Origin of the sequence: Chitinophaga sp. Cy-1792 (assembly GCF_011752935.1) — a bacterium.
GTDB lineage: Bacteria > Bacteroidota > Bacteroidia > Chitinophagales > Chitinophagaceae > Chitinophaga.
Genome location: NZ_VWWO01000001.1, coordinates 1,954,781 through 1,971,499, shown reverse-complemented (window position 1 = coordinate 1,971,499; position 16,719 = coordinate 1,954,781). Strand labels below are relative to the sequence as shown.

Below are 16,719 nucleotides of genomic sequence, written 5' to 3'. Positions count from 1 at the left end.
TTTTTTAGATGACTAAAATCCTACTCTGATAGTACCTGCAATGGAACGCATCATAGGCAGGAAGCCCTGTTCACCAGAGAAGGCAGTATTATTGGAGTTATTTGAGGCCGGGTTATAATTGTATGGCAGTGTATTATACAGATAGAGCAAATCGCGGCCAACAATGGCAACACTCAGGTTATTAAGTGATAACTTCCGGCAGATATTTTCAGAAAAACGATAACTCAGCGACACCTGTCTGAGTGATACCCAGCTGTTCTTTTTGATCCAGAAGTCGGACACGCCGGTGCTGGAAGAACCCAGGCGATAGTAATACTGCGGCGCATGTGTTGGTTCTACCAATCCTTTGTCATAAGCCTCCTTATAGGTCATTCCTCCAACATCTACCGATGTTCCGTTAGGTAATGTCACCTTCTGTCCTTTATCAAAAACACCATCAGGGATCATACCATCGTCATAGGTTTTGCCATCATACTTACTTACCCATGTTATGCCACCATGGCTGGCATCGCGACCTTCCAGGGTATTAGGGAATACGCCGGTATGTGTACCAAAACGATAAGTCAGCATAACAAAATCGCCACCGAATTTGGCATCCAGCAATACACCCAGGCTAAAATTTTTATAACGGAAAGTATTTTCCCATCCTCCGCGAAACTTAGCATTAATATCTCCTACATCCTGCAGGGTATTGCTTCTGGCAGGAAACGCCGCCCTGGCGTCGGATCGCCATGCCAGCACCGGCTTTCCGTTATTGGGATTATCAACAGCCTTGCCATTATCATCCGTTGCCTGGTATGCTTTGGAATGAATAGTAGTACGCAGCGTACCATAAGATTTACCTACAATAGCCCAGGTACTGATTTCACCGATATTGGCTCCCAGGTCGTATTCGTTGCGGCCCTCATACAGGTCGAGGATCAGGTTTTTATTGTGAGAATAATTAAAGCTGGTGTTCCATTCAAAGTTTTTAGTTTGAACCGGCGTACCTGTTACCATCAGCTCAACACCGCGGTTTCGGATATTTCCGGCATTGATGATAATGCCTTCCAGTCCTGTTTCCTGTGGTGTGCCAATACTGATGATCTGATTTTTTGTATTATCCTGGTACAGGGAGAGATCAAATCCGATGCGGCTTTTCAGGAAACGCATTTCCATACCTACTTCCTTGGCGATCTTACGCTCAGGCTTCAGATTAGGCACCAGAGCGATAAAGCTGCCGGTAAGCGGATCAGGATATCTCGTGTAGGTAGAAAGCGGATAGTCGGTACCGTTACTATTCGTATAGCCGTTGAATGCAAACCCGGGATTGATGGTGAAAGGATCAGTATCTTTTCCCAGCGCCGCTATATTTGTCCGGAACTTACCATAGGTAACCCATTCAGGCATCTTAAATGTTTCACTGAATAACCAGGAAAGGCTGGCAGCGGGATAATGATAGAAGTTATTACCAGTTCCGTTGGAGTAGGTCAGCGCAGAAGACCAGTCGCCACGCCAGGTAGCCAGCAGGAAGAGTTGATTTTTATAGGCGATATCCGCACTGGCATATAGTGAATTGAAAGCTTTACGACTTTTTATACCACCTTCCGTATAAGGTGTCTGAATAGAATTCGCGATAAAGTAATTTCCCGGATAACTGAGTCCACCGCGCGTTTCAGAGTAGTTATAAGTAGTCTGGTAACGTTGTGTTTCCCCACCGATATAACCATTTACTTCCAGGTCTTTATTAAAGGTTTTATTCATAGACAACATCCATTTCAGGAAGTAGCTTTCCTTGCTGGTATGTCCTAAACCATATAAACCACCTGCAAAATCTGGGTTTTGTCCCAGTTCTTTATTTTCGTTCCTGGTGTAGAGGTTATTGACATTACCTTCCAGGGAGAGTTTGGCCCATTGGCTGAGGGTAGCGGTGAGGGCTATACGTCCGCGAACATTCTGTTCATCCTGGAGATAGTCATTTTCGAAGAGATTAAACCAGAACCTTGCTTCAGGTGCTTTATTTGTTTCATTCGGATCCTGTGGATTGGGAGTACCACCCAAACTGCTTACATACTTGCTTTGCTGCATCCAGTATTTGGTATCATAGTTTCTTGGGAGCACCCAGGTAAATAATTTACCAAAGTTATAAGAGCCGAAAGCATCCAGGCCGCCGAGCCGTGGCGGGTTTTTACCATTGAATACGGTATAGTTGGCGCCAACATCAGCACTGATCCATTTATTGATATTGTGCGTCACCCGCAGATCGAAACCATTTTTAGTCATGGCGTTTTTGTATACGATACCATCACTCACGTCGCGGGTATAGGACAGGCGGAAAGTAGATTTTTCATTACCGCCATCCATGGCAATATTGGTAGACCATCCTTTACCTGTTCTGAAGGCATCCAGGAAGTTATTAGGCTGGGCTACATATTTGGTAGGTATTCCATCATAGTTAGTTACATCCTGTCCGGAGAATTTAGGCCCCCAGTTTTCCAGCTCACGGTTGATTTGTCTGTCGATATAAGGTTTTCCGGTTACGGGGTCTTTGGGGAATACTTTTGTTACCCATGATTCGTCAGCAGCATAGTTAGGATCACGGTTATCGGTAAAGAAAGCGCCTACGCTGCCGCCGCCGTATTCGTTCTGAAAGTCGGGGCCGGAATAGGGTTTAAACACATTGTATGACTGGGTAACGTTGACGCCTATACCGCGTTGTTGTTTTCCTTTTTTGGTGGTAATCAGGATAACGCCGTTAATAGCGCGGGAGCCATACAATGCTGCAGCTGCGGAGCCTTTCAATACCGACACACTCTCAAAGTCTTCCATGTTGAGGTTTTTGAGATCATTACCGAAATCGCGGCCGGTACCACTAAAAGTGTTGTTGTCCATGATGACCCCATCAATTACAAAGATGGGTTGGTTGTTGGTACCCAGGGTAGAGTTTCCACGGATCAGGATTTTGGTACTGCCGAATAGTCCGCCGGCGCCCTGGTCTATTTGTACGCCGGCAACTTTGCCTTGCAGGGCATTGACAGGACTGATTTCATTGGTTACTGCGAGGTCCTGGCCTTTGATTTCCGTCACGGAATAGCCTAGTTTCTTTTTTTCTTTCTTCACACCTAATGCTGTTACTACCAGTTCACCAAGTTGCTTGCTGTCTTCTTCGAGACTAACATCAATAATAGTTTTGCCGGCTACTGCCACTTCTTTTTTCGTATAGCCGACATAGTTAAATACCAGTATGCCACTGGATGGGGCCTGGAGGCTGTAGTTGCCGGAAGCATCTGTAACGGTGCCGCTGGTATTATTACCTTTTACCAGCACCGTTACGCCGGGCAGTACTACATTGCCTGCACCGGTAACCTTGCCGGTAATGCGGATATGCTGGGCTTTGGCCGTAAGACAGACGAGGCAAACCAATAGCAGGAGCATGGCCCGCCTGGTACATGAGTCGGAGATTGTCCACATACATGGGATCGTTTAAGGTTAGAGAATTACTGGTTGATATATGTTTTAAACAGTATTGAACAGAATAGAATAGTCTTTAAAAAGTGGAATTAGTTCAGGATTAAATTGATCATATTCAGCAGCATTGGTACTTCTCCATCATTCACTGACAACCTTTACCTAATGTAGTTTCAATTTCCGGGTTAAACCTATAGTGGGTTACCTGTTGCTGATATTTTTTTGCTTAGAAAGAATTTCCGGGAGATGATGGAATGGGCAGGTATAAAAAGCGAAAGGGCGAAAGAATTCGCCCCTTCTTCCTATTAACCGAATACACCTACTGAAAATATGGAACGGGACATAAAGTCTCGCCATTCCACATTAAGTTTAAAGATGCCTGAAAGCAACAGGAACACTACTTTCGGGCGGTTTTTATATTATAATAATGTCGATAATCGGTTAATAGCAAAGGTCCTTTTGGGATATAGCATATAAGACTTTCATAAGGCAACAGGTATAGGTGTTGACTTAAGTTCACAATGTCGGTATTACTGTCTTATGCAGTTAGTCGATTGCAGCACTATGTATTTCAGATATCACATACGACTTCCCTGATACTTCGCAGTGCTTTTCAGGATGGATAAGGTTGGAGATGCATACAGTGAATTACTGTTATACATGCAAACAGATTACAGGATATTCGAGAGGATCTGGAAAATTATTTGGGATAGGTACCCCATACCTGGAGTACCATCGCAAATGTATAAAAGTCTTTTAATAATAGAAAATATTATTTTATGAAGAATGCGCCATAATTGCATCTTCTACCCATTGCATCACCAGTTCCAGCTGGTCGTGCAGGTTTAAGTGACTGTTATCCAGGATGATAGCATCGTCTGCTTTTCTCAGTGGGGAAATTTCACGATTAGCATCGATGTAGTCACGTAATTCCAGGTTTTGTTTTACTTCTTCGAGGGTAATATTTTTATTTTTCTCGTAGAGTTCTTTAAAGCGGCGTTCTACGCGGATGGTGATATCTGCTGTCATGAAGATTTTCAGTTCAGCATGTGGGAATACGACGGTACCGATATCCCGGCCATCCATCACAATACCTTTACGGGCGCCCATTTTCACCTGCTGTGCTACAGCAAATTCACGTACTTCTTTTACGGCGGCCACTTCACTTACCTTTTCTGCTACTAACATTTCACGGATCAGGTGCTCTACATTTTCGCCGTTGAGGTACATGTCTGACAGGCTGGTCAGGGAGTTGCACACGAAATCCAGGTGGATGTTGTGTAATGCTTCTACTACTGCCGGGGAGCTTGTCCAATCAACACGATTCTGTAAAAAATAAAGGGTAATAGCACGGTACATGGCACCGCTGTCGATATAAACATAGTCCAGTTTCCTGGCCAGCTGTTTTGCAAGGGTGCTTTTGCCACATGAAGAGTAGCCATCTATCGTGATGATTATTTTTTTCAAAATCGTCTTAATTTTTTGGTAATGCCTTACGGAAAGAACACTACAAAATTGGCGCAATTCTTTGAAAAAAGCAAATTCATTACGGTTTAGGGCACTACCACCACTTTCGTCGTATATACTTTTTTCTGTGTCTGTTTGTTAAACAGTGTCAGGTAGTATACGCCGGAAGGCATGTGTGTGAACTCGATATCGGCATCACGTTTTACAGTATACTGACGTAACATCTGACCCCATGTATCGTAGAGCTGCAGGAACATTTCGTCGTTCAGGCCACGGATTTTCACATGGAAGTTGCCATGGTTCGGGTTAGGATATACCTGGATAGTGAATATCGGCGGTACAATCCTAATTTCAGAATAGATCACCGTACCATCTTTGCCAATTACCTTAATGCGATAATAGGTATCGTCGTCGTAGTTGTTAGGATCGTTGTAGGTATAACTGAGTGGCGTAGTACTATTGCCGTTAGGCGCTTTGGTACCCACCACAGCAATAGTTTTAAAGGCCTCTTCGTTCGCATAGCGGCGTTCCACCTCGAATTGGAGGTTATTCACCTCACGACTGGTGGTCCAGTTGAGTTGCGCCATCGAAGGACTCGTTCTGAATGCTTCGAACAGCAGGAATATTGCCGGATCTACCTTTACGTTGAGTATGCGTTTGGAGAAATAGGTATTGCTTCCCAGGTCTGTGAATACACGCATGTGCATGGTAGCAGGTTGCAGCATGGTTGTGGTGGTCAGCGTTCCCGGTAATGCTTTCGCCGGTGTTACGTTGAGCTTATCCCAGCCGGTAATACCAAATCGGGTGATATAGCTGCTATCTTTGTTCAGCTTGTATCTTGGCTGCTCTGCTACATCCATGTGCTGCAATATCACGGTAGCTTTACCGCCGGTATTATCCATACGCTGGATATTCCAGGTTTTGTTGACAAAGCTGTCTTTGATCACACCACCACCGATTGCGATAATATATGCACTATCGAAAGCACGCATACCAAACCCATCAGTAGCACCGCCATCGAGCAGCACCGCTCCCGGGTTATAGGATTTATCATCTGAGCCGATAGGGAAAACAACCTTATTGGCAGCAGTTTTAACATTTACACGATACAGGAAACCTCCGGCAAAAGTATTGCCGGTAACGACATAGCGGGAATCGCTATAACCGGTAATGTCACCTGCGTCTGTTTCTCCTATCAGGAGATTCCAGCCGTTGAGATATATTTTACCACTGGTAAAGTGGAGTTTGTTTCTGATTTTAAGATCGCTGAGATCATCGAGGAGTATGCCTTTCCCGTTGTTAACCTCCATATTGGGGAAGCTGGTACCGGTACGCGTAGCTACGCTGTAGTTTCCATATATGATTTGCTGGCCAACATCTCCTAAAATAGGATTAAGGGAAGAGAACAGAAAATTTCCACCAACACCTGATCTGCCATTTTTACTTTCATCCGGCAAGGAGGCACTACTGCCATTCATCCATCTTTTACCGAGAATGTAAAAGGTACTTCCCGGACCGGAACCCAGTACACCATCATTTGTCATATTACTGAAGATGCCCACCTGGGTATTGTTATATAACCAGACGGAATCTCCTGAAGGTATGTATACGCCCAGCTGTGCCTGTGCTGATCGTATCATTCCCAGCAGTAAAATGAAAATGAAGGTAAAGGTTCTCATGAAAAAGATAAAAGGTTTAAATTAATCATCCTTATGATGACTATAAATACGATAACTTATAAAATTAATCCAGAATCCACCAGGTAGTCCCGTCGGATTGCAACGTCACACTACCTCCTCTATTTTGCGTCGTAGTGTTGCCATTACCAGCGTTCATATATTTTTTGGAAATGGCATCTATTACCAATGTTGTAATGGCAGCCGTTGATTCAAAGGCTTTTCCGGTAGTTGTCTTCACCTTAAATGAATATGCTGTAGTTGATTTAATCACCAGCATTCTGCCTGCATTTGCTGCAGACGGATCAGGAATAGTCACTACTGTATAGTTATTTACATTGGTGGTATTATTTGCTGTGAATAATACTGTATGATCCGTATCTGCTACTGTAACAGCTGTCGCCGTGGAATTGGAAATAGCCACTGCAAGAGAGCCATTTACATCCAATGTAGCGGCAGGTGTGTTGGTTCCAATACCAACACCGAAGCCCGACTTAATGAAAATACGGTTGTCTTTTACGTTTGACTCCACAAAGTTGAGACCACCCCCTAACAAGTTCCAATGGAACTTCATAGCACCGGTTGAATCCTGGAAAGCCATTACATCAGGGCCATTAGCTCTGATAATAAAAGGATGTGCGTTATATGCTTTAGCGCCATTAAACAAGGTAACTGCATAACCTGTCCAGCCTGTTCCTACACCTGCTGTACCGCGGAATAATTCCTTATTGTTATATTTCACTACCATGTCCTTAGCACTGGTTGTACCGAGAAAATAAGTGACTGTATCTGTAGTAAGAAAACTATTCCCTTTCTGCGACCAGTTCAGCAGTGTGGCGTTGTCCTGCACCACTACATCACCTGTACTGTTGATTGACAATACTTTATTTGTAGCAGCAACCGGTGTTGCAGCTGCGATACCCGACAGGCGAATGCCAGAAACCGCTGTATTATTATTGGCAGTTGTCTGGCTTACTTCCAGTGTATTACCAGGTGCATTGTTACCAATGCCCAGCATATTGTTGGTCGTATTCCAGAAGAGTTTACCATTATTTTCAGAGAGTACTTTACCAGTACCTACAAATGGAACAGATCCCACTGTCAGGTTATTAGCTACGATCGACGCGCCTGTTACCGCTCCAGAGGTTGTTACTGTTTGTGCATTAACAGCATTGGTAGCAGTAAGTGAACCAGTAGTGATACTGGTAGCAGTCATAGCGGAGGTAGTCAGTGAACTGGCAGTAAGTAAACCGCCAATAGTAGTGCTACCACCAAAACTTGCTGTACCGGATATATTGATATTAGCGTTTTGTGCGGCGCCGGTAGTATAGTTGAGGATATAAGCATTGCCAGCAGCAGCAGGTGCTTTTGCTGTCCATTTTCCACTTACCATGGTAAGCAGGTCTCCCTCATTGGGAGAAGTGATAGTTCCAATAGGACTGCCATTCAATTGATTGGCATTCCATAATGCGGTGGTGTTGTTAACAGTCAATGTCCAGCTGCGGTCTGCTGAGAGGTCCTGAGCTCCGCTACTAATGTTCATAGCAGCATTGCCGGTGGCTAAAGTAATATTTCGGGTAAGCGGGGTATAGAATGCGGAATAGTCAGCTAAGATGGGGGTAATGGCTCCTGTTCTGCCATTGAAAGACAAAACACCTGTATTGGTAATGTTGCCGGAAGCATCGACGGAGAGGCCTGTACCTATATTCAGGTTACCCAGGTCTACCATTTTTTTCCAGGCACCATTTTTCTTAACATAAAGAGATTTTTCTGTGGCATCATTGATGAATACGAGCATGCCATCGGGAGCGTTCGCTAAGGCGCCACCGGTAGAAACGGTAGCTTTGGATACACGGTTTAATAATAAGCCCTGACTATTACTATTTAATTCGAGCAATGCGGATTGGGTGACCGCGGTAGGATCAAGCCCCAGTTTCAGCTGTTGGGCAGCCAGCCTGTTGCTACCTGTTATCAGCAAACCGATTGCACAAATTTGGAATAGTCCTTTCAACTTCATATAACTTCTTTTAAGCAACGGTGAAGAGAGATAACGGTCACGCCTGTACGACGTGACCGTATTATAGAGATGTAACGGATTAGTTTTTGATAATATACCAATGTCCTTTACCATCAGCCTGAACAGAGATAACAGTCCAAGGAGTGCTAAATGCATATTTGGTACCGTTTTCAATATTACCTTTTAAAGTAACGATAGCACCATCATCCTCAGCTCCTGTAGGCACTTTTTTGATAACGTATATTCTTCCCATTGATGCATCATCAGAAGCAGGGAGGGTCACGTCAATTGCCATACCAGTTGTTTGAACGATAAGGGTATAGTCATCAGCAGCAAGTGTATAAGCAGTATTGGTAGTTCTGATTTTAGCAGAAATGGAACCGTTTACATTCAGGGTGCTGGTGCTTTTTGGTGCTACTTTCACATCCACGCCAATATTTGCAGTTCCTACTGTAGCAATATTGTTGGTAAAGTTTTTATTACCACCGATCATCTGATCAGAATTGGATAAGAGACCATTCGTTGTTTTATCTGTAGCTACAGGAATACTAACAGTAAGGCTATTGGTTCCGGCAACATCATCGGCCTTATAAGTAACAGCCAGATCGTCACCAGTGTGATCACTAGCATAAGTAGTCGGATTCAGGAGATCCAGATTAACGGTTCTCTTAACAACTTTATTACCACTGAGCAACAGTACAGTTTTGTCTGTAGCAGCACCATCAACCAGACCGGTCATGGATACATCTTTCTGGAAGGTAGCTAAAGTACTTACAAAGATATTAGGGAAGTTACCTGTGAAATTGCCTGACATAGTCAGATCTTCATTAAAGGTACTTGCACCGTTTACAGTGATACCACCACCAGTTACAGTGATACCGGCACCAGCTGTCAGTACATTGCTGAAGGTTTTATCACCACCGAAAGTTTGTGCATCGGCAGTAACAGCACCCGGATGACTAACATCCGCAGGCGTTAAGAAGATCCTTCTGTTTGCAGGATCAGTATTATCAACACCAATACCTTCATTGCTGGCTGCGCGGAGGTCAGTAACGACTAAACCTTTAGCATTTGCGCTGAATTTATCATAGTCAGTTTGTGTAAGTAAACCGGCAGTGATTGGAGTGGTGGCATTCAGCGTAGAAATCTGGAGCTGAATATGACCACCTGTGGTAACGAATTTATAGTCAGGACCAGCGGCATCAATAGTGAAGTCAGTTCCTGTCTGAGCATTAATTTTTATACCATCCATGAAAGCCATGCTACCGAAATCGCGGTAATTAACCACGCCGGTAGTAGCGTTCATAAACAGACCGCGGTTAGCTGCGGCATCGAGGTTGATGGAAGTCAGTGTCAGACCACCATTAATTTTTGCACCACCATTCAGGATTGGTCCGTTGCTCAGGGTAGGTACACCATCTGTAATGTTGATACCTTCCGTTCCACCGCCTTTTAAAACGAATGGTACGCCTACAGTGCTGGTACCGGCGAATGCGTTAGCAGGTAAGGTCGCATTTCCAAGAACATCCCAGGATTGACCACCATTAGCCATTCTGGACCAGTAGCCATTTGTGCCACCTGTGCGAACGAAAAGGCCTGCGTTTCCGCCTTTATTCAGCCAGATAATCATACCGTTTACATCGGCACTACCGATAAGGGTATTGATATTAGTGGTATCTGTAAGCCGAGGGAGTAAGAGACCCTTGTTGCTTGCTTCGAGCTCGAGAATGGCAGAAGGCTGCACATTGGTAGGGTTGGTACCCACTTTCAGCTGTGCATTTGCCTGAGAGGCAACCAGTGCTAAGCCGCCCAACAACATTCCGCGAACTGCGAATTGTAGAGATTTAGTCATAGATATACGGATAAAGTCATTAATAAATGTTATCAATAGGATTATTATTAGTTGTCATAGAGTTATATCAATACTCCTTATCCACAGTAGCTGTTAAACCAGGCATAGGACTCTCCAGGTACAGGCTCATATAATATACACTCTTTATTTAATACGCAAAATCTATAAAATAAAAATAACTATAGGTTATAATTTTATATAATGCAAAAATATACTTTACCCTGAGTGAGAAAAATTACACCAACATACCATTTTGCGATTTGTATATATTGCTCCGGAAGTGTATACATAGCAAATAATATTTATCGACCGGCTGTGCCAGCTAAAAGCCCGGCAGTACAATCATTATACTAATATATTCATCCGGTTTTCTCTACAAATATAAATACTATTTTTATTTAATATAATAAATTTCCATAACATAAAGATGTTATATAGAAATATTATATGATTTAATTTTTTTTTGAAGATGATATAAGGAGATGATTGATCTGGAAATGAGGCATTTGACGACCGCGGAAGATTGATTGGAGGATTTAGTACGGAGATATTAAAACCGACATCCTCGATGTCGGTTGGGGGGTCCGCCCCTTCGGGGCGGGAGATTTTCCTGGTAGATTACTGGGCAAAAGTCATATGTGTAAGCCACCTGAGGTGCCTTTAAAACCTGGGCAGGGAATTTTCAAAGGTAGATTGCTGCGCATAAGCCATATGTGCAACTTATCAGCGGTGGGAGAAGCAGCCTTTAAGATCTGGGAGGGATTTCCAAGGTAGATTACTGCGCATAAGCCATATGTGCAACTTATTAGCGGTGGGAGAAGCAGCCTTTAAGATCTGAGCAGGAGATTTTTCCGGCAGAATATTACGCAAAAGCCATAGCGGTAAGCCATCAACGACGAAAGAAGCGGGCCTTTAAGATCTGGGCAGGAGATTTTTCCAGCAGAATATTACGCAAAAGCCATAGCGGCAAGCCATCAGCGACGAAAGAAGCGGGGTTTTAAGATCTGGGCGGGATTTCCAAGGTAGATTACTGCGCATAAGCCATAGGTGCAACTTATCAGCGGTGGGAGAAGCAGCCTTTAAGATTCGGGCAGGAGATTTTTCCGGCAGAATATTACGCAAAAACCATAGCGGCAAGCCATCAGCGACAAAAGAAGCGGGGTTTTAAGATCTGGGCGGGATTTCCAAGGTAGATTACTGCGCATAAGCCATAGGTGCAACTTATCAGCGGTGGGAGAAGCAGCCTTTAAGATCCGGGCAGGAGATTTTTCCGGCAGAATATTACGCAAAAGCCACAGGAGGGAGATTTTTCCGGCAGATTATTGCGAAAAAGCCATAGCGGTAAGCCATCAACGACGAAAGAAGCGGGCCTTTAAGATCCGGGAGGGATTTTCAGGATAGATTATTGCAAAAAAACCATAGCGGCAAGCCATCAACGGCGGGAGAAGCGGCCTTTAATATTCAGGCTGGAGATGTTCAAAATAGATTGCTGCGCATAAGCCATAAGGGCAAGCCACCAGCGGCGGAAAAAGCGGGATTTAATATTGGGGCGGGATTTTCAAGATAGATTGCTGCGAAAAAGCCATAGCGGCAAGCCACCAGCGGCGGAAGAAGCGGCCTTTAAGATCCAGGCAGGAGATTTTTCCAGATAGATTCCTGCGCAAAAGCCATAGCGGCAAGCCATTTAAGGCGGGAGAAGCAGCCTTTAAAATCTGAGCGGGAGATTTTTCCGGCAGAATATTACGCAAAAGCCTTAGGGGCAAGCCATCAACGACGAAAGAAGCGGGCCTTTAATATCCGGGCAGTGGAAATCAACCAGTGAGCAAATAAACCAACGATTACCGGGCATATAAGCACCTGACTGCAGACCGGAAAAGCCGGTGATTCACCCAATTGGAAGCAGCCCTAAAGAAAAAGGGCCATCCCTGCTGTGAGAGACGGCCCTTAATTATAAGATGGGAGACTTAATTAAGCCTCTGATTTTTCTGATTTACTCTTGGAAGAGTTGTTTTTCAGTGTAAATATCAGCTTCTGGTTTTCTTTGTCCAGGTCTGCTACGAGGATATCACCGTCATGAATATTCATGTTCAGGATTTCTTCGGCTAAAGGATCTTCCAGGTATTTCTGGATGGCCCTGTGCAGCGGACGCGCACCAAACTGCTGATCGTAGCCTTTGTCTGCGAGGAAGCCTTTTGCTTCTTCTGTCAGTTCCAGGCTGAAGCCAAGGCTGTTCAGACGTTTCAGCACACTCTGCATGGTGATGTCGATGATCGTATAGATATGCTCTTTGTTGAGCTGGTTAAATATGATCACATCATCAATCCTGTTGAGGAACTCAGGAGAGAAGGTACGTTTCAGTGCTTTTTCGATCACTGATTTTGTATTCTCTTCTTCGCTGCTCACACGGGTACTGGTAGAGAATCCAACACCTGCACCGAAGTCTTTCAACTGACGGGCACCAATGTTAGAAGTCATAATAATGAGGGTATTTTTAAAGTCTACCTTACGGCCGAGACCGTCAGTCAGAATACCATCATCGAGTACCTGTAACAGGAGGTTATATATATCCGGGTGTGCTTTTTCGATCTCATCCAGCAGGATTACTGAATAAGGTTTACGGCGAACTTTTTCTGTCAGCTGACCACCTTCTTCGTAGCCAACATAGCCCGGAGGCGCACCGATTAAGCGGCTAACGGAGAATTTCTCCATGTATTCACTCATATCGATACGGATCAGTGCATCATCGGAGTCGAACATGTAGCGGGCCAGTGATTTGGCGAGCTCTGTTTTACCCACCCCGGTAGGGCCGAGGAAGATGAATGTACCGATTGGTTTTTTCGGATCTTTCAGACCTACGCGGTTACGCTGGATGGCTTTGGTGACTTTGCTGATAGCTTCGTCCTGTCCAACCACTGCACCTTTCAGATCTTCACCCATGCGGCGTAATTTATCGCTTTCTGCCTGTACCATCCTTTTCACAGGGATACCGGTCATCATGCTGACAACTTCCGCGATGGCTTCTTCATCAATCGGGTAGCGTTTATGCTTCACTTCTTCTTCCCACATGGCTTTTGCGCGTTCCAGGTCTTCACCCAGTTTCTTTTCAGTATCGCGCAGTGCAGCGGCTTCTTCGAAGCGTTGGCTTTTCACTACTTTATTTTTTTCCTGCTTGATATCTTCAATCTGTTTTTCGAGGTCGAGGATATTCTGCGGAACATTGATGTTTTTGAGGTGAACGCGGGCGCCGACTTCATCGAGTACGTCGATGGCTTTGTCTGGCAGCAGGCGGTCTGTCATGTAACGGTCGCTCAGTTTCACGCATGCTTCGATGGCATCCTCAGTATAGCTAACATTATGGTATTCTTCATAACGAGGCTTGATATTATTGAGGATCTGAATGGTTTCATCCACGGAAGGTGGTTCTACCATTACTTTCTGGAAGCGGCGGTCGAGTGCACCGTCTTTCTCGATGTACATACGGTATTCATCGAGGGTGGAAGCGCCAATGCATTGGAGCTCACCTCTTGCGAGGGCTGGTTTAAAGATATTGGAAGCATCCAGGGATCCGGAGGCACCACCCGCACCAACGATGGTATGTATTTCATCGATAAACAGGATAACGTCCCTGTTTTTCTCGAGTTCGTTCATGATGGCTTTCATCCTTTCCTCGAACTGGCCGCGGTATTTGGTACCGGCTACCAGGGCGGCGAGGTCTAAGCTGACAACACGTTTATCGAACAATACGCGGGAAACCTTGCGTTGCACGATGCGGAGGGCGAGGCCTTCCACGATGGCAGTTTTACCAACACCGGGTTCACCGATGAGGATAGGATTGTTCTTCTTGCGGCGGGAGAGGATCTGCGACACGCGTTCGATTTCCTGTTCACGACCAACAATAGGATCTAAGCTGCCTGACTCGGCCAGCTTGGTAATGTCTCTACCAAAATTGTCCAGTACCGGTGTTTTGGACTTGGTATTTGTCTGTTTGGCTTTGGAGGCGTAGCTCTTTCTTTCGTCTTCAAATTCTTCCTCACCCGGATCATCGAATTCTGCTTTTGGATCAGCAGATTTTACAAAGCCTAGTTCGTTTTTAAAAGTATCGTAGTCCACGTCAAATTGTTGTAAGATTTGTGTACAAACGTTTTCTTTATTTTTTAAGATAGACAGCATCAGGTGTTCCGTTTCAACGGTGGCACTCTTGAGGGCTTTCGCTTCGAGTACCGTGACGCGGATAACCTTTTCAGCCTGTCTTGTCAGGGGAAGACTATTGATATTGGCAATGTTTTTCCCCGTCTTATCTTTTACAGCCAGTTCTACTTCTTTGCGTAATTCGTACAGGTCCACGTTTAACGCTTGCAGAATCTTTACGGCCGTGCCTTCGCCTTCGCGAATAATACCTAACAGCAGGTGTTCAGTACCGATGAAATCATTTCCCAGGCGTAAAGCTTCCTCCCTGCTGAACGAAATGATCTCCTTAACTTGCGGTGAAAAATTCTGGTCCATTGTGAATAAATTAGATTATAAAAACCCTTACGGGGGCTTGTCTATACAATAATAACGAATAATTCTGATTTCCCTTGTCAGCGAATCCGTCGGATTGAAGTTATCGTTTTTTTGCAGTCCGGCGTGTTACACTTTAATAGTATTAAGAATTATTTTTGTGGTGAATGTGTGGGTACGGGTCTCTTTTAAAATAACTACGAAGAAGGCTAAACATTTGTTCGGTCTCATCCGGGTATTTTTTCAGGCGGGTGCCCTTTCTTCTAACTCAGCAATTGATTCTTACTAAAATATAAAACAATATCCAACGCATGAAATTCAAAATTGATACCAAAGAAAAAATAGTGGTTTTTTGTCCGGAAGAAAATGCTTTGGATGCTAATTTGTCAGCCTCGTTCATTACTACCGCTACCACCCTGCCCGGCCTGGAAACCCGCAATCTCATACTGGATTTACATTTGATCGAAACTGCGGACGATGCCGGCATAGAAGCCATTTTTGCAGTCTACGGCTTCATGTATGACAATAATCGCTCATGTGCGATCACCGGTCTTAACAACATTTTAACTGCGCGCCTGAAAGCAGAGGGGCCTGAAAACCTTAATCTTGCTCCTACCATGGCCGAAGCAATAGACCTGGTGATGATGGAAGAACTGGAACGGGAATTATTGGACGGAATGGAATAAATTAGCAGACGGCTCTTTCAGGAGCTGGTTTTGCATTATTCAGGCAGGCGGATTCCTTTCACACGAAAGGGGAACGCCCCAAGAAAGAAGGTATATCAAATGTTTGGAGTAACGATTTTAGGAAATAATTCAGCCATCCCCACCCTGGACAGGCACCCGACAGCGCAGATCGTCACCTGTAACGATCAGTTGCTGCTGATAGATTGCGGGGAAGGGACCCAGCTGCAATTTGCAAAATATGGCATCAGGCGTAGCAAGCTCCGGTATATCTTTATCAGCCATTTGCATGGCGACCACTATTTTGGACTGATAGGATTACTGAATACCCTGAGTTTGATGGGCAGAACGGAGCCCCTTAGCATTTTTGCCCCTCCGGAGCTGGAACAGATCATCCAGATTCAATTGGACTGTGCCGGTACCATTTTGAAGTTTGAGCTCACTTTTGTGCCGCTAATGCCGGAATACAGCGGTGTTATCCTGGAGGATAAGGACCTGGAGGTTCGTTGTTTTCCTACCCAGCACCGGATTAGCTGTTTCGGATTTTCGGTGTTATTGCAGAAAAGGAAGCGTAAACTGCTGCCAGACCAGGCGAAGGCCTATGAAATTCCGGCCGCTTATTACGGTAAACTGCAGGAAGGGGCGGATTATGTCAGGAAAGATGGCAGCATCGTCAAAAATGACTGGGTAACGATGTCGCCGGGAAAAGGCAAGCGGTATGTATACTGTGCAGATACGCTTTATGATGAAAATCTGCTGCCATACCTGAAGGATGCTGACCTGATGTACCATGAAACGACTTACCTGCATGAACTGGCAGACAGGGCGGCAGAGCGTTTTCACAGCACCACGGTGCAGGCAGCGACGCTGGCGGCAACAGCGCATGTAAAGCGGCTGCTGATTGGTCATTTTTCTTCTAAATACAAGGAATTAGACCAGTTTCTGGAAGAAAGCAGGCCTGTATTTCCGAATACCGACATTGCGGCTGAAGGCACCACCTTTATTGTATAACAACGGTTTAACTAATGATAAAAGGCCGTCTCTACTAAGTAGAGACGGCCTTTTCAATATTGTTAT

8 protein-coding genes are annotated in these 16,719 nt (G+C 44.7%); 2 read left to right on the top strand and 6 right to left on the bottom strand.

Features of this window, described 5'->3' with window-relative positions; translation table 11 throughout:
- Positions 1-12 precede the first annotated feature (12 nt).
- The 6 genes from F3J22_RS08090 to F3J22_RS08065 all read right to left on the bottom strand — a co-directional run bounded on the left by F3J22_RS08090 (position 13) and on the right by F3J22_RS08065 (position 14,962).
- Positions 13-3,450: a SusC/RagA family TonB-linked outer membrane protein gene (locus F3J22_RS08090; protein ID WP_167016005.1), complete on the bottom strand. Its 3,438-nt coding sequence runs from the start codon at positions 3,448-3,450 to the stop codon at positions 13-15.
- 774 nt (positions 3,451-4,224) lie between these two features.
- Positions 4,225-4,914, bottom strand: a complete 690-nt coding sequence (gene cmk, locus F3J22_RS08085; protein ID WP_167016003.1) for a (d)CMP kinase — start codon at positions 4,912-4,914, stop codon at positions 4,225-4,227.
- An 86-nt stretch (positions 4,915-5,000) separates the two neighbouring features.
- Positions 5,001-6,593: a T9SS type A sorting domain-containing protein gene (locus F3J22_RS08080; RefSeq protein WP_167016001.1), complete on the bottom strand. Its 1,593-nt coding sequence runs from the start codon at positions 6,591-6,593 to the stop codon at positions 5,001-5,003.
- A 64-nt stretch (positions 6,594-6,657) separates the two neighbouring features.
- Positions 6,658-8,763 carry a hypothetical protein gene (locus F3J22_RS08075; RefSeq protein WP_167015999.1) on the bottom strand — a complete coding sequence of 702 codons (2,106 nt, stop codon included), beginning with the start codon at positions 8,761-8,763 and terminating at the stop codon, positions 6,658-6,660.
- Positions 8,687-10,459 carry a hypothetical protein gene (locus F3J22_RS08070; RefSeq protein ID WP_167015997.1) on the bottom strand — a complete coding sequence of 591 codons (1,773 nt, stop codon included), beginning with the start codon at positions 10,457-10,459 and terminating at the stop codon, positions 8,687-8,689. Before F3J22_RS08070 ends, F3J22_RS08075 begins: the two co-directional genes overlap by 77 nt.
- A 1,968-nt stretch (positions 10,460-12,427) precedes the next feature.
- A complete protein-coding gene (locus F3J22_RS08065; protein ID WP_167015995.1) occupies positions 12,428-14,962 on the bottom strand; it encodes an ATP-dependent Clp protease ATP-binding subunit in 2,535 nt (844 codons plus the stop codon).
- Positions 14,963-15,270: 308 nt separating this feature from the next.
- On the opposite strand from F3J22_RS08065, the gene F3J22_RS08060 reads away from it, so the two are divergent.
- On the top strand, positions 15,271-15,645 hold the full coding sequence (locus F3J22_RS08060) for an anti-anti-sigma factor (protein ID WP_167015993.1): 375 nt from the start codon (positions 15,271-15,273) through the stop codon (positions 15,643-15,645).
- 99 nt (positions 15,646-15,744) lie between these two features.
- Positions 15,745-16,653: a ribonuclease Z gene (locus F3J22_RS08055; protein ID WP_167015991.1), complete on the top strand. Its 909-nt coding sequence runs from the start codon at positions 15,745-15,747 to the stop codon at positions 16,651-16,653.
- Positions 16,654-16,719: the final 66 nt, after the last annotated feature.

Coding starts and splice junctions, on each gene's coding strand:
- F3J22_RS08090 (WP_167016005.1), bottom strand. CDS start 3,450: ATGTGGACAATCTCCGACTCATGTACCAGGCGGGCCATGCTCCTGCTA.
- F3J22_RS08080 (WP_167016001.1), bottom strand. CDS start 6,593: ATGAGAACCTTTACCTTCATTTTCATTTTACTGCTGGGAATGATACGA.
- F3J22_RS08075 (WP_167015999.1), bottom strand. CDS start 8,763: ATGCATTTAGCACTCCTTGGACTGTTATCTCTGTTCAGGCTGATGGTA.
- F3J22_RS08070 (WP_167015997.1), bottom strand. CDS start 10,459: ATGACTAAATCTCTACAATTCGCAGTTCGCGGAATGTTGTTGGGCGGC.
- F3J22_RS08065 (WP_167015995.1), bottom strand. CDS start 14,962: ATGGACCAGAATTTTTCACCGCAAGTTAAGGAGATCATTTCGTTCAGC.
- F3J22_RS08060 (WP_167015993.1), top strand. CDS start 15,271: ATGAAATTCAAAATTGATACCAAAGAAAAAATAGTGGTTTTTTGTCCG.
- F3J22_RS08055 (WP_167015991.1), top strand. CDS start 15,745: ATGTTTGGAGTAACGATTTTAGGAAATAATTCAGCCATCCCCACCCTG.